Origin of the sequence: Streptomyces sp. NPDC006711 (assembly GCF_042869775.1) — a bacterium.
In the GTDB taxonomy this organism is placed as follows: domain Bacteria; phylum Actinomycetota; class Actinomycetes; order Streptomycetales; family Streptomycetaceae; genus Streptomyces.
This window is the reverse complement of the sequence record NZ_JBIAGO010000001.1, coordinates 862,937-884,328: the sequence shown is the minus strand read 5'-3', so window position 1 is coordinate 884,328 and position 21,392 is coordinate 862,937. Positions and strand designations below refer to the sequence as shown.

General features: G+C 70.7%; 21 protein-coding genes and 4 tRNA genes. 15 read left to right on the top strand and 10 right to left on the bottom strand.

The window, feature by feature from the left end; genetic code table 11:
* Window positions 1-74: 74 nt before the first annotated feature.
* Both ACFYM2_RS03925 and ACFYM2_RS03920 read left to right on the top strand, forming a co-directional pair.
* Window positions 75-149 (top strand) — tRNA-Asp (locus ACFYM2_RS03925).
* A 312-nt stretch (window positions 150-461) separates the two neighbouring features.
* Window positions 462-656: a DUF6274 family protein gene (locus ACFYM2_RS03920; protein WP_359004461.1), complete on the top strand. Its 195-nt coding sequence runs from the start codon at window positions 462-464 to the stop codon at window positions 654-656.
* A 390-nt stretch (window positions 657-1,046) separates the two neighbouring features.
* On the opposite strand, the gene bldC is transcribed toward ACFYM2_RS03920, so the two are convergent.
* Together bldC and ACFYM2_RS03910 are read right to left on the bottom strand one after the other, a co-directional pair.
* Entirely contained in the window at window positions 1,047-1,253 is a 207-nt protein-coding gene (gene bldC / locus ACFYM2_RS03915; protein ID WP_003949541.1) for a developmental transcriptional regulator BldC, read from the bottom strand.
* A 494-nt stretch (window positions 1,254-1,747) separates the two neighbouring features.
* Window positions 1,748-2,590, bottom strand: coding sequence for a hypothetical protein (locus tag ACFYM2_RS03910; protein WP_359004458.1), 843 nt, complete (start codon window positions 2,588-2,590; stop codon window positions 1,748-1,750).
* A 165-nt stretch (window positions 2,591-2,755) separates the two neighbouring features.
* Here ACFYM2_RS03910 and ACFYM2_RS03905 point away from each other — a divergent pair, with 165 nt between their 5' ends.
* Window positions 2,756-3,850: a Glu/Leu/Phe/Val dehydrogenase dimerization domain-containing protein gene (locus ACFYM2_RS03905; protein ID WP_359004455.1), complete on the top strand. Its 1,095-nt coding sequence runs from the start codon at window positions 2,756-2,758 to the stop codon at window positions 3,848-3,850.
* A gap of 280 nt (window positions 3,851-4,130) precedes the next feature.
* Complete coding sequence (locus ACFYM2_RS03900) at window positions 4,131-4,394, top strand: DUF3073 domain-containing protein (protein WP_350231666.1); 264 nt, start codon at window positions 4,131-4,133, stop codon at window positions 4,392-4,394.
* Window positions 4,395-4,576: 182 nt separating this feature from the next.
* On the opposite strand, the gene purM is transcribed toward ACFYM2_RS03900, so the two are convergent.
* Both purM and purF read right to left on the bottom strand, forming a co-directional pair.
* Window positions 4,577-5,671, bottom strand: a complete 1,095-nt coding sequence (gene purM / locus ACFYM2_RS03895) for a phosphoribosylformylglycinamidine cyclo-ligase (RefSeq protein WP_359004453.1) — start codon at window positions 5,669-5,671, stop codon at window positions 4,577-4,579.
* A 34-nt stretch (window positions 5,672-5,705) separates the two neighbouring features.
* Window positions 5,706-7,232 (bottom strand): amidophosphoribosyltransferase, encoded by a 1,527-nt coding sequence (gene purF / locus ACFYM2_RS03890; RefSeq protein ID WP_359004450.1) that lies wholly within the window; start codon window positions 7,230-7,232, stop codon window positions 5,706-5,708.
* A 300-nt stretch (window positions 7,233-7,532) separates the two neighbouring features.
* Here purF and ACFYM2_RS03885 point away from each other — a divergent pair, with 300 nt between their 5' ends.
* Window positions 7,533-7,625, top strand: coding sequence for a putative leader peptide (locus tag ACFYM2_RS03885; RefSeq protein WP_324901219.1), 93 nt, complete (start codon window positions 7,533-7,535; stop codon window positions 7,623-7,625).
* A gap of 139 nt (window positions 7,626-7,764) precedes the next feature.
* On the top strand, window positions 7,765-9,189 hold the full coding sequence (locus tag ACFYM2_RS03880) for a sulfatase (RefSeq protein ID WP_388457769.1): 1,425 nt from the start codon (window positions 7,765-7,767) through the stop codon (window positions 9,187-9,189).
* Window positions 9,190-9,239: 50 nt separating this feature from the next.
* Here the strand turns inward: ACFYM2_RS03880 and ACFYM2_RS03875 are convergent, their stop codons facing one another.
* Both ACFYM2_RS03875 and ACFYM2_RS03870 read right to left on the bottom strand, forming a co-directional pair.
* Window positions 9,240-10,037, bottom strand: a complete 798-nt coding sequence (locus ACFYM2_RS03875) for a sterol carrier family protein (protein ID WP_388833007.1) — start codon at window positions 10,035-10,037, stop codon at window positions 9,240-9,242.
* Window positions 10,038-10,047: 10 nt separating this feature from the next.
* On the bottom strand, window positions 10,048-10,686 hold the full coding sequence (locus tag ACFYM2_RS03870; protein WP_388833004.1) for a TetR/AcrR family transcriptional regulator: 639 nt from the start codon (window positions 10,684-10,686) through the stop codon (window positions 10,048-10,050).
* 136 nt (window positions 10,687-10,822) lie between these two features.
* Between ACFYM2_RS03870 and ACFYM2_RS03865 the strand changes: the two genes are divergently transcribed.
* Entirely contained in the window at window positions 10,823-12,364 is a 1,542-nt protein-coding gene (locus ACFYM2_RS03865; protein ID WP_388833112.1) for an MFS transporter, read from the top strand.
* Window positions 12,365-12,370: 6 nt separating this feature from the next.
* On the opposite strand, the gene purL is transcribed toward ACFYM2_RS03865, so the two are convergent.
* The 3 genes from purL to purS are packed head-to-tail and all read right to left on the bottom strand — an operon-like array spanning window position 12,371 to window position 15,557.
* A complete protein-coding gene (gene purL, locus ACFYM2_RS03860; protein WP_388833001.1) occupies window positions 12,371-14,620 on the bottom strand; it encodes a phosphoribosylformylglycinamidine synthase subunit PurL in 2,250 nt (749 codons plus the stop codon).
* On the bottom strand, window positions 14,620-15,300 hold the full coding sequence (gene purQ, locus ACFYM2_RS03855; protein ID WP_359004433.1) for a phosphoribosylformylglycinamidine synthase subunit PurQ: 681 nt from the start codon (window positions 15,298-15,300) through the stop codon (window positions 14,620-14,622). Before purQ ends, purL begins: the two co-directional genes overlap by 1 nt.
* Window positions 15,297-15,557, bottom strand: coding sequence for a phosphoribosylformylglycinamidine synthase subunit PurS (gene purS / locus ACFYM2_RS03850; protein ID WP_078966365.1), 261 nt, complete (start codon window positions 15,555-15,557; stop codon window positions 15,297-15,299). Before purS ends, purQ begins: the two co-directional genes overlap by 4 nt.
* Window positions 15,558-15,872: 315 nt before the next feature.
* Between purS and ACFYM2_RS03845 the strand changes: the two genes are divergently transcribed.
* The 8 genes from ACFYM2_RS03845 to ACFYM2_RS03810 all read left to right on the top strand — a co-directional run bounded on the left by ACFYM2_RS03845 (window position 15,873) and on the right by ACFYM2_RS03810 (window position 20,424).
* Entirely contained in the window at window positions 15,873-16,190 is a 318-nt protein-coding gene (locus ACFYM2_RS03845) for an Lsr2 family protein (RefSeq protein WP_350231660.1), read from the top strand.
* A 136-nt stretch (window positions 16,191-16,326) separates the two neighbouring features.
* Window positions 16,327-16,398 (top strand) — tRNA-Gly (locus ACFYM2_RS03840).
* A 78-nt stretch (window positions 16,399-16,476) separates the two neighbouring features.
* Window positions 16,477-16,549 (top strand) — tRNA-Gly (locus ACFYM2_RS03835).
* Between the two features lie 139 nt (window positions 16,550-16,688).
* The gene (locus tag ACFYM2_RS03830; RefSeq protein WP_359004428.1) at window positions 16,689-17,669 is read left to right on the top strand and encodes an ABC transporter ATP-binding protein; all 981 of its coding nucleotides are present in this window, start codon (window positions 16,689-16,691) and stop codon (window positions 17,667-17,669) included.
* Complete coding sequence (locus ACFYM2_RS03825; RefSeq protein ID WP_388832999.1) at window positions 17,666-18,484, top strand: ABC transporter permease; 819 nt, start codon at window positions 17,666-17,668, stop codon at window positions 18,482-18,484. Before ACFYM2_RS03830 ends, ACFYM2_RS03825 begins: the two co-directional genes overlap by 4 nt.
* 19 nt (window positions 18,485-18,503) lie before the next feature.
* Complete coding sequence (locus ACFYM2_RS03820) at window positions 18,504-19,721, top strand: histidine kinase (RefSeq protein WP_359004422.1); 1,218 nt, start codon at window positions 18,504-18,506, stop codon at window positions 19,719-19,721.
* On the top strand, window positions 19,718-20,329 hold the full coding sequence (locus ACFYM2_RS03815; protein ID WP_359004420.1) for a response regulator transcription factor: 612 nt from the start codon (window positions 19,718-19,720) through the stop codon (window positions 20,327-20,329). The genes ACFYM2_RS03820 and ACFYM2_RS03815 overlap by 4 nt, the downstream gene beginning before the upstream one ends.
* Before the next feature lie 22 nt (window positions 20,330-20,351).
* Window positions 20,352-20,424 (top strand) — tRNA-Gly (locus ACFYM2_RS03810).
* A gap of 45 nt (window positions 20,425-20,469) precedes the next feature.
* On the opposite strand, the gene ACFYM2_RS03805 is transcribed toward ACFYM2_RS03810, so the two are convergent.
* Window positions 20,470-21,369 (bottom strand): phosphoribosylaminoimidazolesuccinocarboxamide synthase, encoded by a 900-nt coding sequence (locus ACFYM2_RS03805; RefSeq protein WP_388832996.1) that lies wholly within the window; start codon window positions 21,367-21,369, stop codon window positions 20,470-20,472.
* Window positions 21,370-21,392: the final 23 nt, after the last annotated feature.

The following is a 21,392-nucleotide window of genomic DNA, read 5'->3' as shown; positions in this document are numbered from 1 at the left end:
GAGTGAGTTCGACCTGACCAGCGCACCTGCTGTACAGTCTCACTCGCAGCCAAGCACAACGGGCTGCGAAGCAAGGTCCTGTGGAGCAGTTTGGAGTGCTCGCCACCCTGTCAAGGTGGAGGCCGCGGGTTCAAATCCCGTCAGGACCGCGTCAGTCGGAGCCCGCATCCCATCCGGATGCGGGCTCCGGCGTTTGCCGGCACACCCCGCAGGCCGCGCCCCGCGGCGAAGCCGCGCACAGACACAGCAAATCCCGTCAGGACCGCGTGAATCGGAGCCCGCATCCCACCCGGATGCGGGCTCCGGCGTTTGCCGGCACACCACGAAGGCCGTACCCACCGGGTGCGGCCTTCGTCGTTGTCCGCCACCCCTGCCGGTGCCCTGTCCGCGCTCTTGACGGGCGCGGCCGGCGCCGGTACCCCTGCAAGGAAGGGGAGCGGGGGCTGCCCAGGAGGTGGCGCATGGCGGCGTCGGCATCGCAATCGGTGAGGCACGAGACGCGCGCGCTGCTGCGCGCCCATCTGTCGGCCGCTCTGGGCTATCGCCACCTCACCCGGCACTGCGCGGTCTGCCATCGCCTCCTGCGGCTCGCCATGGAGGTTTCCGTCCCCACCGACTCCGCGGACCCCGAGGACGAAAGTCCCCCCACCCGGTGACCAATGGCGCGGTCCCGGTCGCCCGCGCGGTGAAAGGCTCTGCCTGAACGGGACTTGTGGGTGTGACCGGAGTCACGGAACGAGTTTTCGGAGTGGGCGAACTTACACCTCCCCTACAACGTCCCGATTTAATATGTGCAATTGCACCCCTCTCACGGGCGCAGTCCGGGAGGTATCGGAACGCCCCGCCACGGACACTTCACGGGCCGGCCGGGGGAAGTGCCGGATGTGCCGGACAAGGCCGGACATAAAAAAATCGCGCTGGACCCGGCGGAGTCCAGCGCGATCGACGACGCACCACCCGTTGGGGCGGGCAGGGCGCCGTGTGGAGCTATAGGCGGGCTCGGCCGGGGTGGGGGCCCCGGAACGCCCGGATTACTGGGGTGTTGTTCAGGCCTCGCTGCGCTGCTGCGGAATACCCGCCAGCAGTGCGCGGACCTCTGCCTCGCGGTACCGGCGATGTCCACCCAGCGTGCGGATGGACGTGAGCTTGCCAGCCTTGGCCCAGCGGGTCACCGTCTTCGGGTCCACGCGGAACATCGTGGCGACCTCAGCCGGGGTCAGCAGCGGCTCGGCATCAGGGGTGCGAGCGGTCATGAGCGGCCTCCTCGGGAGAACCGAACCTTCTCGGTTCTTTCCTCTAAATTCTGCACCTTGACCCGCGTTGCCCGAAATGGCGGACGCGAGCCGAGTCGGTTATAGGACGAACGGCTTGTCCTCGGCACTACAACTACACCATCCGTCCAGCCACGTCGGCCAAACCGATGGAATTGCCCTCCCAGGTGTTCATCAGCGACGGAAGCCGATGGACCATGCCATAGCGGACAGTCACGCCACCGTGACGATCAGTCACAGAGCGATCAGGAGTCGTCAGACCCCCCATAGCGAGCAATACCGAGCAATCCACCCTTACTTGGGCGGAAGGGATCCTCCCCGGACCCCTTGTCCTATTTTGGCACGAGGGTGGGGTCTGGGCGCAAGGGCGAGTTAAGTGCGTTCCATCACGCTTGAGGCAAAGGCCCGGATCAGGACCTACGTCCTGGGGCGGCCGCCGGTGCACCGGAAAACCCGTCAGAAGCCGCCGTCCGGCCTCAGTTGGCCATCCGGCGCTCCTTGACGGGCCGCCAGCGCTCCGTGAAGCGGCTGTACGCCTCCCGCGCGACGCTCTCGTCCCCGGCCCGCAGCGCGGCGATCCCCTCGGCCACGTCGGCCGCCGAACGGTCGGCCTCCAGGCTCCTGGGCGCCACCGCGTGCACGAGGCCGCCGTAGTCCAGCTCGACCAGCGAACGCGGATGGAACTCCTCCAACCACCGCCCGACGTCCACCAGGCCCTCGGTCAGCGGCCCCTCGCCGATGTGTTCCCGCAGCGTCCGCAGGGCCCGCGCCAGGCGCCGCCGCGCCTGGACCATCGGGGTGCGGTAGCGCAGCACGGGCGCGCTCGCGCCCTTACTCGGTGCATACTCGCGCTCTTCGTCCGAAAAGACCGTGAACCAGGTCACAGGGATGTGCCAAACACTGGTCAAGATCCAGGGGCGGGCGTCGGGGTTGCGCTCCCGCCAGCGCGCGTAGTCCGCCTCCGCCTCCCGGCGCACCACCGCGGGCAGCAGCGCGTCCAGGACCGGCTCGGGGAACTGGCCCGCGAGGCCTTCGAGCGCCTGCCACCCGCGCAGCCGGGTCCGCCAGGGGCAGACGCACACCACGCCGTCCGCCTCCGCCACGAACGCCTCGCCGCTCTCGTGCACCGGCACCGCGACCGGCGGGACGGCCACCAAGTCGGCCAGCGCGCGCCGGAGTTCGTCCTGGGCATCGGGAGTGCGTCCGCGCTCCGCGTAACGTCGCCAATGGCCGCGTTCGGGCTCGGGAAAGGCGGCAAGGGGCTCGTACACCCGCAGGTAGGACGCGTACGGAACGAGCACAGAGGACACCACCGCCATGCCCCGCATCGTCCCACGGGCGCCCGCCCGGATCGTCCTCGCGGAGGTGATCCTCGGCACTGGGCCTGATCTACGGGCGCGTAGGACTTACCCTGCTCCCGAACCAGGCCCGCCCCACCCTCAGGCGGACCGCCAACCGCCGCTTCGTACTTGGGAGTCACCACCGTGACCGATGTGACCGGAGCCGATGACGTACTGCACACCCTCTTCCGCTCCGACCAGGGCGGACATGAGCAGGTCGTGCTCTGCCAGGACCGAGCCACCGGGCTCAGGGCCGTCATCGCCATCCACTCCACCGCCCTGGGCCCCGCCCTGGGCGGAACGCGCTTCTACCCGTACGCCACCGAGGCCGAGGCCGTCGCCGACGCCCTCAACCTGTCGCGCGGCATGTCGTACAAGAACGCCATGGCCGGGCTCGACCACGGCGGCGGCAAGGCCGTGATCATCGGTGACCCCGAGACGATCAAGACGGAAGAGCTCCTGCTCGCCTACGGCCGGTGCGTGGCCTCGCTCGGCGGGCGCTACGTGACGGCCTGCGACGTCGGCACGTACGTCGCCGACATGGACGTCGTGGCGCGCACCTGCCAGTGGACCACCGGCCGCTCCCCCGAGAACGGCGGCGCGGGCGACTCGTCCGTGCTGACCGCCTTCGGCGTCTTCCAGGGCATGCGGGCCTCGGCCCAGCACCTGTGGGGCGACCCGTCGCTGCGCGGCCGCAAGGTCGGCGTCGCGGGCGTGGGCAAGGTCGGCCGGCACCTCGTCGGGCACCTGCTGGCGGACGGCGCCGAGGTCGTGATCACGGACGTGCGCGAGGAGTCGGTGCGCGCCCTCACCGAGCTGCATTCCGAAGGGGCGTTGGCGGTCGCCGCCGATACGGACGCGCTGATCCGTACCGAAGGGCTCGACATCTACGCGCCCTGCGCGCTCGGCGGCGCGCTCAGCGACGAGACCGTGCCGGTGCTCACCGCGAAGGTGGTGTGCGGCGCGGCCAACAACCAGCTCGCGCACCCCGGCGTGGAGAAGGACCTGGCGGACCGCTCGGTCCTGTACGCGCCCGACTACGTGGTGAACGCCGGCGGCGTGATTCAGGTCGCCGACGAGCTCCACGGCTTCGACTTCGACCGGTGCAAGGCCAAGGCGTCGAAGATCTTCGACACCACGCTGGCCATATTCGCTCGTGCGAAGGAAGACGGCATTCCGCCGGCCGCCGCGGCCGACCGGATCGCCGAGCAGCGCATGGCGGAGGCACGTCAACACTGAGCCTTCCCCGTGCCCGCCGGCCGCGCTGGGAGACAAGACTCACGCCGGTCGGCGGGTCGGGCGCCAAGAAGAGGTTAAAATCGCGGTTGACCAGCGAGGACAGCGTGCTTTGTTGGTTCTGCCAAGTGGCGCGTCATGCGGGCGGCGTACCGTATGGCCACGGAAGCAGGTACCGTTGAAGCTCTACGGACGCGGTCTCTCCACGGAGAGCCCGTTCCGGATCATGAACGCGTGTCAAGACTCTGGGGCCGTCGAGCCCCGTCACCGAGGGGGTCGAGCCATGGGGCGCGGCCGGGCAAAGGCCAAGCAGACGAAGGTCGCCCGCCAGCTGAAGTACAGCAGCGGCGGGACTGACCTGTCGCGTCTGGCCAACGAGCTGGGCGCATCTACTCCTCGCCCGACAGTGAGCCAACCGCCGAACGCGGAGCCACTGGAGGACGAGGAGGACGACGACCCGTACGCCCGCTATGCGGAGCTGTACGGGAATGACGACGAGGACGAGGACGAAGAGTCCGGCCCGTCGTCGCAGCGCCGCGGCGCTTGACTTCGCTGATCCCGCTTTCGCAGCACCGTAGATGGTCGCTGCTCTGAGCACACCGACCCGGTCCGGGGCCTTCGCCCCTGACCGGGTTTCGTGCTGCCGTCGTGTTCGTACTGCCGTCGTGACGGTGGACGAAACCGGTCCGGGCCGCGCCCGGGAGTCCCGGCGCGGCCCGGCACGTGCTGCTACTTGGCGTAGTCGCCGGTCAGTTCGGCGCCGTCGCGGTGGTCGCCCCGGGCCAGGATCTCGCCCGCGACCCAGGCGTCCACGCCCCGGTCGGCGAGGGTCTGGAGCGCCACGTCGACCGAGCCGGCCGGCACGACCGCCATCATGCCGACGCCCATGTTGAGCGTCTTCTCCAGTTCGAGCCGCGCCACGTCGCCCGCCTTGCCGACGAGGTCGAAGACCGCGCCCGGCGTCCAGGTCGAGCGGTCGACCGTGGCGTGCAGGTGGTCCGGGATGACCCGGGCCAGGTTGTTGGCAAGACCGCCGCCGGTGATGTGGCTGAAAGCGTGCACCTCGGTGGTGCGGGTCAGGGCCAGGCAGTCCAGCGAGTAGATCTTGGTGGGCTCCAGCAGCTCCTCGCCGAGCGTGCGGCCGAACTCCTCGACGTGGCTCTCCAGGGTCATCCCGGCCCGGTCGAAGACCACGTGCCGGACGAGTGAGTACCCGTTCGAGTGAAGACCGGAGGACGCCATGGCGATGACCGCGTCGCCCTCGCGGATCCGGTCGGCGCCGAGCAGCTGGTCGTACTCGACGACACCCGTACCGGCGCCGGCGACATCGAAGTCGTCGGGGCCGAGCAGGCCCGGGTGCTCGGCGGTCTCGCCGCCGACCAGGGCGCAGCCGGCGAGCACACAGCCCTCGGCGATGCCCTTGACGATGGCCGCGACCCGCTCGGGGTGGACCTTGCCCACACAGATGTAGTCGGTCATGAACAGCGGTTCGGCGCCGCAGACGACCAGGTCGTCGACGACCATGCCGACGAGGTCGTGGCCGATGGTGTCGTACACGCCCATCCTGCGGGCGAGGTCCACCTTCGTACCGACGCCGTCGGTGGCGGAGGCGAGCAGCGGGCGCTCGTACCTCTTGAGGGCCGAGGCGTCGAAGAGTCCGGCGAATCCGCCGAGGCCGCCCAGGACCTCGGGGCGCTTGGTCTTCTTCACCCACTCCTTCATCAGCTCGACGGCGCGGTCGCCCGCCTCGATGTCGACGCCCGCGGCTGCGTAGCTGGCGCCAGTGCCCGTGTGCGGAGCACGCTGATCAAATTCGGCAGGCATGTGACGGGGAACCTTCGTGTCGTACTGCGGGGTTTTACGGGCGGCGCAGGGCGTCGGCGGCCGCGGTCGCGGCGGGGCCGGAGGCCAGCTCGGACTCCAGGAGCTGCTTGCCGAGCAGTTCGGGGTCGGGGAGCTCCATCGGGTACACGCCGTCGAAGCAGGCGCGGCACAGGTTGTCCTTGGGGATCGTCGTCGCTTCGATCATCGCGTCGGTCGAGATGTACGAGAGCGAGTCGGCGCCCAGGGACGTACCGATCTCCTCGATGGTCATGCCGTTGGCGATCAGCTCCGCGCGGGTGGCGAAGTCGATGCCGAAGAAGCAGGGCCACTTCACCGGCGGCGACGAGATCCGGATGTGGACCTCGGCGGCGCCCGCCTCGCGGAGCATCTTGACCAGGGCGCGCTGGGTGTTGCCGCGGACGATCGAGTCGTCCACGACCACCAGGCGCTTGCCCCGGATGACTTCCTTCAGCGGGTTCAGCTTGAGCCGGATGCCGAGCTGGCGGATGGTCTGCGAGGGCTGGATGAACGTACGGCCGACGTAGGCGTTCTTGACCAGGCCCGAGCCGTACGGGATGCCGCTGGCTTCGGCGTATCCGATCGCGGCGGGGGTGCCGGACTCCGGAGTCGCTATCACCAGGTCGGCCTCGACCGGCGCTTCCTTGGCGAGTCTGCGTCCCATCTCCACCCGGGAGAGGTAGACGTTGCGGCCCGCGATGTCGGTGTCGGGGCGCGCCAGGTAGACGTACTCGAAGACACAGCCCTTGGGCTTCGCATCTGCGAATCGAGAGGTACGCAGGCCGTTCTCGTCGATGGCGACGAGCTCGCCCGGCTCGATCTCGCGGACGAAGCTGGCGCCGCAGATGTCGAGAGCGGCGCTCTCGGACGCGACGACCCAGCCGCGCTCCAGGCGGCCGAGCACCAGCGGGCGGATGCCCTGCGGGTCACGGGCGCAGTACAGCGTCTGCTCGTCCATGAAGACCAGCGAGAAGGCGCCCTGGACCTGGGGGAGGACCTTGGCGGCCGCCTCCTCGACGGTCAGCGGCTTGCCGTCGCCGTCCGTCTGGCCCGCGAGCAGCGCGGTGACCAGGTCGGTGTCGTTGGTGGCGGCGACCTGGGTGGCCCGGCCGTTCTCCTTGGGCAGCTCGGCGACCATCTCCGCGAGCTGCGCGGTGTTCACCAGGTTGCCGTTGTGGCCGAGCGCGATCGAGCCGTGGGCGGTCGCCCGGAACGTCGGCTGCGCGTTCTCCCACACGGAGGCACCGGTGGTCGAGTAGCGGGCGTGACCGACCGCGATATGACCTTGAAGGGAACCGAGTGAGGTCTCGTCGAAGACCTGGGAGACAAGTCCCATGTCCTTGAAGACGAGGATCTGGGAGCCGTTGCTGACCGCGATGCCCGCGGATTCCTGGCCCCGATGTTGGAGGGCGTAGAGCCCGAAGTAAGTGAGCTTCGCGACCTCTTCACCCGGAGCCCAGACACCGAAGACGCCGCAAGCGTCCTGGGGGCCCTTCTCACCGGGGAGCAGGTCGTGGTTGAGTCGTCCGTCACCACGTGGCACGCCACCGAGTGTAGGCGAGATCGACCACTGGTCCGAATTGGGGATACCGACAGCTGCGCACCCCGACCGCTTTTGTAGCTTTCGCGCCTCGGGCGCCCACGGTGCACACCAGCCCCCTTCGAGATGACATCACCGCAGGTGAGCCGGGCCGCCCCGGAACCGTTCGCGGTATGTGCGACCGCTCGCGGTGACGGATTGCGACCAGGTCGTGTGTGACGGAGTTCGCTCCGGTCCGCTCCGGTCCCGCCCTTCGGGACGCTCATTGACAGGTACGTGTGCGCTGCGTGAGGCTCGTGCACCATGCAGCCTCTGAGTGACCTCGCGGTCACGCTCGTCGAGCGCCGGCACGTCGACCTGGTCCGTGTCGCCAGCGCCATCTGTCGCTGCGCGTAAGTACGCCCCAGACCCCGCCCCCTGAACCCCCCGCCCGCACGGGCCGGGCCGTGACGACTCGGCCCCGCCCCGACGGCCGGGCCGTGACGCCCTGGCGTCCCTCGGGGCCGTTTCCCACCTCTTCCTCTGGAGCCCTTCCGTGCCCTCGCACACCCGGAAACTGTCCCGCCGCGCCTTCGGCGGCGCGGTCGGCGCCACCGCCGCGGCCGCCGCCGTCGGGCTGCCCGCCGCCGAAGCCGAAGCCGCCGAGACCGCCGAAGCCGCCGCCGGCCCGAAGGAGCGGCCGTTCCGCGCCGCCCCGGGACGGCACTCCGCGCGGCCCAACATCCTGTTCATCCTCGGCGACGACCTCGGCTGGGCCGACCTGTCGTCGTACGGGGCCCCGCACATCCGCACCCCCAACCTGGACCGCCTGGCCCGCCAGGGCGTGCGGTTCACCGATGCGTACTCCGGCTCCGCGACCTGCTCCCCGACCCGGTTCAGCCTGTACACCGGGCGCTTCCCGGGACGTACGAAGGGCGGCCTCGCCGAGCCCATCGCGGACCGCGGCGTGGGTCTGGACCCGACCCACCCCACGCTCGCGTCCCTGCTGCGCGGCGCCGGCTACGCGACCGCCCTGATCGGCAAGTGGCACTGCGGCTACCTCCCCGACTACTCGCCCACGAAGTCCGGCTGGGACGAGTTCTTCGGGAACTTCGGCGGGGCCCTGGAGTACTACTCCAAGCTGGGCCTCGGCGGGGAGTACGACCTGTACGAGGGCGACGCCGCGTACAAGGACCTGCGGTACTACACCCGGATCCTGACCGAGCGGGCGAGCGAGTACGTGCGACGCGAGCACGACCGGCCCTGGCTGCTCAACCTCAACTTCACCACCCCGCACTGGCCCTGGATAGCCGACGGCGACACCGAGGAGAGCGCCGAAGTCGTGCGCCGCATCAAGGCCGGGGAGCCGAACGCGCTGTTCCACTACGACGGCGGCTCGGTCGAGAAGTACACCGAGATGGTGCAGGACCTCGACCGGTCGGTCGGCACGGTGCTCGACGCGCTCAAGCGCTCCGGGCAGGAGCGCGACACCCTGGTGGTCTTCGCCTCGGACAACGGCGGCGAGCGCTTCTCCTACAACTGGCCGCTGAGCGGCAACAAGGCCTCGCTCCAGGAGGGCGGCATCCGCGTGCCCACCATCGTGCGCTGGCCCTCCCGGATCGACGGCGGCCAGGTCAGCCACGTGCCGAACTTCTCCCCTGACTGGACCGCGACCCTGCTCGAACTCGCCGGGGCCCGCCCGCACCCCGCCTATCCCCTCGACGGCACCAGCCTCGCCGGGTACCTGCTGCGCGGCGAGCGGCCCCGCGAGCGGGACCTGTTCTGGCGGGTGCGCGGCGAGCGGGCGCTGCGGCGCGGGGACTGGAAGTACTACCGGGGCCGGGGCGGCAAGGACCAGCTGTTCAACCTCGCCGCCGACCGGCGCGAGCAGGCGGACCGCGCGACGGACGACCCGGCCCGGCTCGCCCAGCTCCGCGCCGCCTGGGAGAAGACGGACGCGACGCTTCTCAAGTACCCGTAATCACACCTGAGTTCGCCTGAGTTCGCCTGAGTTCGCCCGGTCCTCCCTGATCACCCCATCACCGGCAGCACCGCCGTCAGGTCCGCCCGCTCACCGCTCGCCGCGACCTTCGCCGCGTCCAGCGCCTCGGCCCAGCCGATGCGCCCGGTGGCGAGGCGGACCCAGGTGAGCGGGTCGGTCTCGACGACGTTGGGCGGCGTGCCCCGGGTGTGCTTGGGGCCCGCCACGCACTGGACCACCGCGTACGGCGGAATCCGCACCTCGACGGAGCCGCCGGGTGCCTTCACGGCGAGCGCGTCGGCGAGCAGCCGGGTGCACGCGGCGAGGGCCTGGCGGTCGTAGGGGACGCCGAGTTGAGGCAGCGCGTCGTTCAAGTCGTCGGTGTGGACGACGAGTTCGACGGCCCGGGTGACCAGGGCGTCACCGAAGCTCATCGCACCGAACCGCGTCGGCACGAGCCGCCCGTCCTCCGTTGAGGCAAAAAGCTCGGCGGCCCGGACGGCCCGCTCCTCGAAGAGCGCGTCGAGATCGGCGACGGAGGCCGTCAACTCCCGCGTACCGTCGGCGACTTGGGCCGCCGCACCCCGCGTGGCCGAGGGCCAGTCGAGCAGCGCGAGCTCCTGCTTGAGCGGCGCGGGCCCGGCCAGCCCCCGCTCAAGCGCGCCGAGCGCCATGGTGTGGTGCACGGCCAGCTCCCGCACGGTCCAGTCCCCGAGCCGGGTCGGCCGGGCCAGCTGCTCGGGCGTGAGGCTCCGGACGGCGTCGCGTACGTGGGCGAACTGGGCGAGGACGGCGGCCCGGGTCTTCGCCGGGTCGTACCTGCGGGTGCGCTTCTTGGCCGGTGGCATGCGGGCGAGCCTACGCCGGACCCGGGTACCCCTTCAGACCGTGCTCGACCTGCGCGAACGCCTGCTCGGCCCGCTCGACGGCACCGGCGGCGACCGAGAGCGCGGACTCCCCGGCGAGGATGCGCCGGTGGTGCTCGTTGATCAGCGCGTGGCGGGCCCCGGTGAGCTGGGCCGCGGCCACGGCGGCGAGCATCGCGTCCCCGCCCTCCTCCGCCAGGGCCTGGGCCAGCTCGCGCTCGGCGGCGAGGAAGGCGACCGAGGCGCGCTGGAACAGCCCCGGCGTACTCACGACGAGATGGCGGGCCTGGAGCGCGCGGGGGTCGTCGTTCAGTCCGACGGAGGGGTCGCGCGCCTCGATCATCGCGAGGAACTGGCGGCGTACCGCGGCCACCGCCGACTCCCCGGGGGCGCGCTCGCGCACGGCCCGTACGACATCGCCGACGTGGTTCATCATCGGCGCGATGACCAGGTCTTCCTTGGTGCCGAAGTAGTTGAAGACGGTCATCTTGGACACGTCGGCGGCGGCCGCGATCTCCGCCACCGAGACATGGTCGAAACCGCGCTCGGTGAACAGATCCAGCGCCGTGCGCCAGATCCGCATCCCGGTCTCCCGCTTCTTGCGTTCGCGCAGCCCCTCACCGTCCGTCATGGAGATCACTGTACCAGGATGAAAATTAATCCCGGATGAAAGATTGACTCAGTACAGAAACAGCCCCATGGTGGTGCTCATGACCACCGCCGAGACCACCGCCCAGACCACCCCGACCCCTGCCGCCGCCCCGTTGATGACCCGGGCCCAGACCCTCATCGGCTTCATCGTCTGCGTCACCACGATCCTGCTGGCCGTGCTCGACATGAACATCGTCTCGGCGGCCACCGTCCCCATCGCCCGCGATCTGGACCCCGCCCACGGCGTCGACAAGATCCCCTGGCTGATCAGCGCCTTCGCGCTCGCATCGGCAGCCGCGCTCCCCCTGTACGGCAAGCTCTGCGACAGCCTCGGCGCCAAGAAGGTCCTCGTCGGCTCCCTCGCCGTCTTCCTGCTCGGCTCCGCGCTGTGCGGCGCCGCCCAGTCCATGCCCGAGCTGATCGCGGCCCGCGCCCTCCAGGGCCTCGGCGGCGGCGGGCTCATGAGCGTCACGATGGTGGTGCTCGCCCAGCTCTCGCCCGCCGGCGGCAGCAGGGCGAGCGGGGCCGGCGGCATCGTCGGGGGGACCGGCATGGCGATCGGCCCCTGGATCGGCGGCACCCTCGCCGACCACGCGAACTGGCGCTGGATCTTCTACCTGAACCTTCCGCTCGGCCTGGCCGCCCTGGTCGGCGCCGTCCTCGTACTGAAGCTCCCGGTCTCATCCGTCCGCCACCGCGTCGACTACCTCGGTGCCGCACTCGCCGCCGCCTTCACCAGCACACTGCTCCTGGCGACCAGCTGGGGCGGCAAGCAGTACGCCTGGGACTCGCCGGAGATCATCGGCCTGATCGTGGCCTGCGTCCTTGCGCTCGCCCTGTTCCTGCGCCGCCAGACCCGCGCGACTGAGCCCGTCCTGCCGCTCTCGATGTTCAAGGTGCCCCAGCTGCGGTACGGCTTCGCGATCCAGGGGCTGCTCGGTGCCGCGATGATGGGCGCACTCGTCTACGTCATGGTCTACCTCCAGACCGTGCGCGGCATCGAGCCCGCGGCGGCCGGGCTCTACCTGATCCCCATGGCCCTCGGCATGACCGCCGTCGGCCTGGGCGCCGGGCGGCTGGCCGAGCGGGGCTGGCGCACGAAGACCTTCGTGCTGACCGGCACGACCGCCTGCGCCCTCGGCCTGGCGACGCTCGCCACCCTGGACACGGCCACCTCGCTCTGGCTGATCCGCGCCGCCCTGCTCCTCATGGGCTGCGGGTTCGGCCTGCTCATAGGCCAGCTCATCCCGTACGTCCAAGGGGCCGCCCCCGTCGGCCAGTTGGGCATCGCCACCACCAGCATCCGGTTCTTCCAGACCCTGGGGAACGCGCTCGGCGCCGCCGTCTTCGGCACGCTGCTCAGCCGGGTCTACGAGACCAAGGTGCCGGGCGGCTCGACCAGCGCCATCGCCCGGCTGACCCGCGCCGCCCGGGAGCGCGCGACCCACGGCTTCACCGGCGCGATGGACGTGGTCTTCCTGGTGGCGGCCGGCGTCATGGTGGTGGCCGCCGTGCTCGCCGCCCGGCTGCCCGACGACGTCCGGCCCGCCCCCGCCGAAGAAGCCGCCGAAGAAGCCGCCGACGAGCCCGACCTGGTCGCCGCCTGGACGCGCGTCGGCCCCGTACCCCTCAGCAGGGGTACGGGGCCGACGCGTTGACGCGTACTAGGCCAGGAGCGCCGGGATCGTCGCCTCGTGGGCCGCGCGCAGCTCGTCGAGGCCGAGGCCGAACTCGCCCTGCACCTCGACGCTGTCGCCGTCCACGACACCGATCCGGGTGGCCGGGAGGCCGCGCGCGCCGCACATGTCGGTGAAGCGCAGCTCCTCCGAGCGCGGCACGGACACGACCGCGCGGCCGGCCGACTCGCTGAACAGGAACGTGAAGGCGTCGAGACCGTCCGGCACGACCAGACGCGCGCCCTTGCCGCCCTTGAGGCAGGACTCGGTCACCGCCTGGATCAGACCGCCGTCGGACAGGTCGTGCGCGGCGTCGATCATGCCGTCGCGCGACCCCGAGATCAGGATCTCGCCGAGCAGCTTCTCGCGGTCCAGGTCGACCTGGGGCGGCAGGCCGCCGAGGTGGCCGTGGACGACCTCGGACCACGCCGAGCCGCCGAACTCCTCGCGGGTGTCACCGAGGAGGTAGAGCAGCTGGCCCTCCTCGGCGAACGCCATCGGGGTGCGCCGGTTGACGTCGTCGATCACGCCGAGCACCGCGACCACGGGGGTCGGGTGGATGGCCGTCTCCCCAGTCTGGTTGTAGAGCGAGACGTTGCCGCCGGTCACCGGGGTGCCGAGCTGGAGGCAGCCGTCCGCGAGACCCCGGGTGGCCTCGGCGAACTGCCACATCACGTCGGGGTCCTCGGGGGAGCCGAAGTTGAGGCAGTCCGAGATGGCCAGCGGCTTCGCGCCGGTGGCCGCCACATTGCGGTAGGCCTCGGCGAGCGCGAGCTGGGCGCCGGTGTACGGGTCGAGCTTGGCGTACCGGCCATTGCCGTCGGTCGCCATGGCCACGCCGAGGTTGGTCTCCTCGTCGATGCGGACCATGCCCGCGTCCTCGGGCATCGCGAGCACCGTGTTGCCCTGCACGAAACGGTCGTACTGGTCGGTGATCCACGCCTTGGATGCCTGGTTCGGGGAGGCGACCAGCTTCAGGACCTGGTCCTTCAGCTCCGCACCGGAGGCGGGACGCGGCAGCTTGCCCGCGTCGTCGGCCTGGAGCGCGTCCTGCCAGGAGGGGCGGGCGAACGGGCGGTGGTAGACCGGGCCCTCGTGCGCGACGGTGCGCGGCGGCACGTCCACGATCTGCTCGCCGTGCCAGAAGATCTCCAGCTGGGAGCCCTCGGTCACCTCACCGATGACGGTGGCGATGACGTCCCACTTCTCGCAGATCTCCATGAAGCGCTCGACGTGCTGCGGCTCGACGACCGCGCACATGCGTTCCTGCGACTCGCTCATGAGGATTTCCTCGGGCGAGAGGGAGGAGTCACGCAGCGGCACGGTGTCCAGCTCGACGCGCATGCCGCCGGAACCGGCGCTCGCCAGCTCCGAGGTCGCGCACGACAGGCCCGCGCCACCGAGGTCCTGGATGCCCGCGACCAGCTTCTCCTTGAAGATCTCCAGGGTGCACTCGATGAGCAGCTTCTCCTGGAAGGGGTCGCCGACCTGGACGGCGGGCCGCTTGGCCGGGCCCGTCGACTCGAAGGTCTCCGACGCGAGGACCGAGACGCCGCCGATCCCGTCGCCGCCCGTGCGGGCGCCGTACAGGATGACCTTGTTGCCGGGGCCGGAGGCCTTGGCGAGGTGGATGTCCTCGTGCTTCATCACGCCGATGCAGCCGGCGTTGACCAGCGGGTTGCCCTGGTAGCAGGAGTCGAAGACGACCTCGCCGCCGATGTTGGGCAGACCCAGGCAGTTGCCGTAGCCGCCGATGCCCGCGACGACGCCGGGCAGCACGCGACGGGTGTCGGGGTGGTCGGCCGCGCCGAAGCGCAGCGGGTCCACGACCGCGACCGGGCGGGCGCCCATGGCGAGGATGTCGCGGACGATGCCACCGACGCCGGTGGCCGCGCCCTGGTAGGGCTCGATGTAGCTGGGGTGGTTGTGCGACTCGACCTTGAAGGTGACCGCGTACCCCTGGCCGACGTCGACGACGCCCGCGTTCTCCCCGATGCCGACCAGCATCGCGTCGTTGTCGGGGACCTTCTCGCCGAACTGCTTCAGGTGGACCTTGCTGCTCTTGTACGAGCAGTGCTCGGACCACATGACGGAGTACATGGCGAGCTCGGCGCCGGTGGGACGGCGGCCCAGGATCTCCCGGATGCGGGCGTACTCGTCCTCCTTGAGGCCGAGCTCCTTCCAGGGCTGCTCGACGTCCGGGGTCTCGGCGGCGTGCAGAACAGTGTCGAGAGTCATCAGGCGTTGACCAGCTTCTTCAGGATCGAGGTGAAGAATCCGAGGCCGTCGGTACGGCCCGTACCGATCAGCGGCTCCACGGCGTGCTCGGGGTGCGGCATCAGGCCGACGACGTTGCCGGCGGCGTTGGTGATGCCGGCGATGTCACGCAGCGAGCCGTTCGGGTTGGTGTCCAGGTAGCGGAACGCGACCCGGCCCTCGGCCTCCAGCTCGTCGAGCGTGCGCTCGTCCGCGACGTACCGGCCGTCCATGTTCTTGAGCGGGACCTGGATCTCCTGCCCCGCCGTGTAGTCGGCGGTCCAGGCGGTCTCCGCGTTCTCCACCCGCAGCTTCTGCTCGCGGCAGATGAAGTGCAGGTGGTTGTTGCGGAGCATGGCGCCGGGCAGCAGGTGCGACTCGGTGAGGATCTGGAAGCCGTTGCAGATGCCGAGGACCGGGAGGCCGGCCTTCGCCTGCTCGATGACCGTCTCCATCACCGGCGAGAACCGGGAGATGGCCCCGGCCCGCAGATAGTCCCCGTAACTGAACCCGCCGGCCAGGACGACCGCGTCGACCTGCTTGAGGTCCTTGTCGCGGTGCCAGAGCGAGACCGGCTCGGCGCCCGCGACGCGGACGGCCCGCAGACTGTCCCGGTCGTCCAGCGTGCCGGGGAAGGTGACGACGCCGATACGAGCGGTCACTTGGACTGCTCCTCGACCTTGACGGTGAAGTCCTCGATGACGGTGTTGGCGAGGAAGGTCTCGGCCATCTCGTGGATGCGGGCGAGGGCGGCCTCGTCGACCGGCCCCTCGACCTCGAGCTCGAAACGCTTTCCCTGACGTACGTCGCCGATCCCCTCGAAGCCGAGACGGGGCAGTGCGCGCTGCACCGCCTGTCCCTGCGGGTCGAGGATTTCCGGCTTGAGCATGACGTCGACTACGACGCGTGCCACTGGCACTCCCGGTGTGGTGTGGTGCGAAGGCGGTTCCCTCAGAGTACCCGTCCAGAAAATCTACGCGGGTAGATATGATCGGACCCCGATCACGTTCCGGTTTCGGCGGCGACAACAGGTGGGAAAAATCCCGAGAAAAAGTCTCCGAAGTCATTGCGTGGAGACACGCTGATGCAATTGGCTGGGGTTCACCTTGCAATGGGTGTCGCTGTACAAAGGAATCCCAGCGAGAACGACATTGCTCCATAACAGCCGGAAGGCCGGTATCGCCGCACGTCAGGTACGTGCGAGCGGCGAGACCGTAGGAAGGATCCGATATCCGTGGCTCAGCGCGTAGTGGTCACACTCTCCGATGACATGGACGGCGGAGAAGCGGCGGAAACAGTCACGTTCGGCCTGGACGGAAAGGTCTACGAGATCGATCTCAATCCCGCCAATGCAAAGAAACTGCGCAAGGCGCTCGCGCCTTACGTACTGGCGGGCCGCAAGCAGTCGAAGTCCGGGAAGACCTACCGGCACACCGCGGTCGCCCCCGACCCGGCGGCGGTCCGCGCCTGGGCGCGCTCGCACAAGATGGACGTCCCGGCCCGGGGCCGGATCCCGAAGAAGGTCTACGAGGCGTTCGCCGAGGCGAGCTGACACAGGCTGACACCCCGGTGTCCGGGGCGGCCCTGCGGCCGCCCCGGACACCGGAGTTGCACACCCCCCCTGCTGATCAGCTAGAGTCTGGAACACGCCGAGGGGCAAGGCCGAAAGGCCCGGTCCACCGGAGCGTGCGGGTGTAGTTCAGTAGTAGAACACCCCCCTTCCAGGGGGGAGGCGCAGTGTGCAATTCCTGTCACCCGCTCTGCATTGCCTGCCGACGGTCCTTGTGGATCAGGTAGAGTAGTGCTCGCGCCGCCCAGTGAGAGCTGGTCGGAGGCATGCGGACGTGGCTCAGTTGGTAGAGCATCACCTTGCCAAGGTGAGGGTCGCGAGTTCGAATCTCGTCGTCCGCTCAGGAAGCACGTGAGGCCCCGGTTCATCGAACCGGGGCCTTCGTCGTGTGCGTCGCGCGCGGACGCCGCTGACATTTGTCATGCGCGGCGATGACAGCGCGCACTGCCGCGGCCCCGCCCGGCGCGGAACGCTGAACTCATGGCAGGCAGAGCAGGTACAGCGAGTACAGCAGGCACAGCGGACGCGGCAGATGTGATCGAGGTCGAGGAGCTGCGGCGCACCTACGCCGGCGGTTTCGAGGCCGTCGCCGGGATCTCCTTCTCCGTGGCGCGCGGTGAACTCTTCGCGCTGCTCGGCACCAACGGCGCGGGCAAGACCTCCACCGTCGAACTCCTCGAAGGCCTCGCCCCGCCGAGCGGCGGCCGCGTGCGGGTGCTCGGCCACGACCCGTACACCGAACGGGCCGCCGTGCGCCCCCGTACCGGTGTGATGCTCCAGGAGGGCGGCTTCCCCGCCGAACTCACCGTCGCCGAGACCCTGCGCATGTGGGCCGGGTGCACCAGCGGCGCCCGGCCGGTCGCCGACGCGCTCGAACTCGTCGGCCTCGGCGGGCGCTCGGGCGTCCGGGTCAAACAGCTCTCCGGAGGCGAGAAGCGCCGGCTCGATCTGGCGCTCGCGCTGCTCGCACGGCCCGAAGTGCTCTTCCTGGACGAGCCGACCACCGGTCTCGACGTCGAAGGGCGGCGCGCCACCTGGGAGTTGGTACGGGCGCTGCGCGACGGCGGCACCACCGTGCTCCTGACCACCCACTACCTGGAGGAGGCCGAGGCGCTTGCCGACCGCCTCGCGATCCTGCACGAGGGGCACATCGCGGCGAGCGGGCGGGTCGAGGACGTGGTCGCGGCCCAGCCCTCGCACCTCTGCTTCGACCTGCCCGACGGCTACCACCTGGGCGACCTGCCGCCGCTCGGCCGGCTCGGCGTCACCAGCCACGAGACGGCGGGCCGCACCGTGCGGCTGAAGACCCAGAGCCTCCAACTCGCGGCCACCGAGCTGCTGGTGTGGGCCCGGGACAGCGGCGTCGAGCTGCGGGGGCTCGATGTGCGCTCGGCCTCGCTCGAAGAGGCGTTCTTGAAGATCGCGCAGGACCGGCGCGGAGCGAAGGAGACCGTTCGATGAGCACGATCCTGGACGCGGTGGGCAGCCCGGCACGGGCGAAGGAGCGGACGTTCCTCACCACGGCGGACCGCATGAAGGCGCTGGGGCGCGCCGAACTCACCCTGCTCCGCCGCAACAAGGCCGCCCTGTTCACCGTCCTCGTCCTGCCCGCCATGCTCACGTACACGATGCGCTGGACCGTGGCGGGCATCGACCTGAAGCGGACCGGCCTCACCGTGGGCACCGTGCTGCTGCCGGGCTCGGTCGGCTACGTGCTGCTGTTCGCGGTGTATTCGACGCTGGTCGGCGTCTATGTCGTACGGCGTGAAGAGCTCGTCCTGAAGCGGCTGCGGACCGGGGAGCTGCGGGACTGGGAGATCCTGGCCGGCGCGGCGCTGCCCTCGGTGCTCATCGGGCTCGCCCAGTCCGTACTGCTCGCGGCGGGCTGTGCGGCGCTGCTGCACGTGTCCGTGTCCGGCACGGCGTGGCTCGCGGTCGTCGGGCTGCTGCTCGGCATGGGGCTGATGGGCGCGCTCGCCGCGACGACCGCCGCGTTCACCAGGACCGCCGAGGGCGCGCAGATCGCGGTGATGCCGCTGATGTTCCTGTCGATCGGGGGTTCCGGCATGGTCGTGCCCCTGGACGTCCTGCCCGACCGGATCGCCGCCGTGTGCCACCTGCTGCCGCTGTCCCCGGTCATCGGTCTGATCAGGGGCGGCCTGACCGGCGGGGCGGGGGTGGGCGAGGTACTGCGGGACCTGCTCGTCATGGTTGTCTGGACGCTCATCGCGGTGCTGGTCGCGCGGGGGCGCTTCCGCTGGGAGCCGCGGCGCTGAGACAGGGGGGCGGGCAAGGATGTTGGGCCGGATACACATGGGGCTGCGGCGGCGCTGGCGGGACCTGAGCCGGGCCGAGAAGGTGGAGACGCAGAGCCGCCTCGTGTGGGATTGCAGCATCTGGTTCCTCTTCCTCAGCTGGGACGTGCCGTTCGTCCTGCTCGGGCTCCGGCACGAACCGCTGCCCTTCGCGCTCGGCGTGGCCACGATGGCGGCGGGCGCGGCCGGCGCCTTCCAGGGCATCCGCGTCCACCGCCGGGCGGTCGACCTGTATCTGGGGCGCGGCGAGATGCCCCGCCGGGGTCTTGCCCTCTCGGCGGCGCTGTGCGCGCTCTCGCTCGTCCTGATCGCGGCGCTGCGCGTGGCGCACGGCATGAGCGAGGGCGCCCTGCTGCTCGTCGTGCTGTATCTGGTGCTGCCCTTCGCCATGGCGTACTGCCTGGTGGTGCCGCGCGGAACGTTCCTGCTGCGGTTCGCCCTGCTCGGCATCCCGGTCGCGGCGCTCTTCGCGGCGGTCGGCGTGCCGCTGGGGCTCGTGGTCACGCTCGCCGTCGCGGTGGCGCTGTGCGGCCCCTGGGCCCTGACGGTCTCACGCTGCGGCGCCTGGACGCTGTCGGTGATGTGGGAGTCCGACCGGGCCCGCGAGACCGAGGCGCGGCTCGCCGTCGCCGAGGAGCGGCTGCGGTTCGGACGCGACCTGCACGACGTGCTGGGCCGCAACCTCGCCGTCATCGCGCTCAAGGCAGAGCTGGCCGTCCAGCTCGCCCAGCGCGGCAGGCCCGAGGCGGTGGCGCAGATGGTGGAGGTGCAGCGCATCGCCCAGGAATCGCAGAGAGAGGTACGGGAAGTGGTGCGCGGCTATCGCGAGGCGGACCTCGGCGTGGAGATCGAGGGGGCCCGGGGTGTCCTCGCGGCGGCCGGGATCGGCTGCCGGTACAGCGGGCCCGCCGACGGCCTGGCCGTCGAGGCGCAGTCGGCGCTCGGCTGGGTGGTGCGCGAGGCCACCACCAATGTGCTGCGGCACGGGGACGCGCGCAGCGTGGCCATCACCCTCGCGCTCGGCGAGCACACCGCGACGCTGGTCGTCGAGAACGACGGCGTGCCCGAGCGGCCGGCCGGGACACCCGGCTCGGGCCTCGCGGGACTGCGCGAGCGGCTGGCGGCGCTCGGCGGCACCCTGGAGGCGGGCCCGGCAGGCCAGGGCATGTTCCGGCTGACGGCGGAGGTGCCGCGATGAGCCGCGTACGGGTGCTGCTCGCCGACGACGAGCATCTGATCCGGGGCGCGCTCGCCGCGCTGCTCGGCCTCGAGGACGACCTGGAGGTGATCGCCGAGGCCGCGTCCGGGCCCGAGGCCCTGGCGATGGCCCGCGCCCACCGGCCCGATGTGGCCGTCCTGGATCTGGAGATGCCGGGCGCGGACGGTGTGACAGTGGCCACAAACCTGCGCGCCGAACTGCCGTCCTGCCGGACCATGATCGTGACCAGTCATGGCCGCCCCGGCCACCTCAAACGGGCCCTGTCGGCGGGGGTGCGGGGGTTCGTGCCGAAGACGGTGAGCGCCCAGCGCCTGGCCGAGATCATCCGGTCCGTGCACGCCGGAAACCGTTATGTGGACCCGGAGTTGGCGGCCGACGCGATCTCCGCCGGGGACTCGCCGCTGACCGCGCGGGAGGCCGAGGTGCTGGATCTCGCGGCCGACGGGGCGCCCGTCGCGGAGATCGCCCGACGGGCCGCGCTGTCGCAGGGAACCGTGCGCAACTACCTCTCGTCGGCCGCCGCGAAGCTGGGCGCCGAGAACCGTCATACGGCGGTGCGTCTCGCCCGCGAGCGCGGTTGGGTATAGTGGTCTCCGCGCCACGGCGCATGCGAACGTAGCTCAGCTGGTAGAGCACCACCTTGCCAAGGTGGATGTCGCGAGTTCGAACCTCGTCGTTCGCTCAGGAAAAGAAGCCCCCGGCCCAGCGGCCGGGGGCTTCTTCGTGCTCACGCCCAGCTGGTGCCGGTGAGCTGTTCGTACGCCTCGACGTACTTGGCGCGCGTCGCGTCCACGACCTCCTGGGGCAGCGGGGGCGGCGGCTGCTCGCTCGCGCGGTCCCAGCCGGAGGCCGGCGAGGTCAGCCAGTCGCGGACGTACTGCTTGTCGTACGAGGGCTGGTCGCGGCCCGGCTGCCAGGTGGCGGCGGGCCAGAAGCGCGAGGAGTCCGGGGTGAGGACTTCGTCGGCGATGACGAGCTCGTCGCCCGCGAAGCCGAACTCGAACTTGGTGTCCGCGAGGATGATGCCCCGCTCGCGCGCGACGTCGCGGGCCCGGCCGTAGACGGCGAGGGTGGTCTGGCGCAGCTGGGCGGCGGTCTCCGCGCCGACCTGGCGGGCCACCTCCTCGTAGCTGACGTTCTCGTCGTGGTCCCCGACGGCGGCCTTGGTGGCCGGGGTGAAGATCGGCGCGGGCAGCTCGGAGCCGTTGTCCAGGCCCTCGGGCAGCGCGAGGCCGCACACCGTACGGGCGGCGCGGTACTCGACGAGGCCCGACCCCGCGAGATAGCCGCGGGCCACGCACTCCACCGGGACCATCGCCAGCGACCTGCACACCAGGGTGCGGCCCGCCCAGTCGGCGGGGGCGCCGGCCGGGACCTCGCTGGAGATCACGTGGTGCGGGACGAGGTCGGCGATCAGGTCGAACCACCACAGCGAGAGCCGGGTCAGCACCCGGCCCTTGTCGGGGATCTCGGTGGGCAGCACCCAGTCGTACGCGGACATCCGGTCGCTGGCGACCATGACCAGGTCGCCGGCCTCGTTCTGATAGAGGTCACGCACCTTGCCCGTGTGCAGGTGGGTGAGGCCCGGAACCTGAAGCGGCTCGGGCTTTTCTACGAATCCGGACACGGTTCCTCCGCGTAGGTTGATCC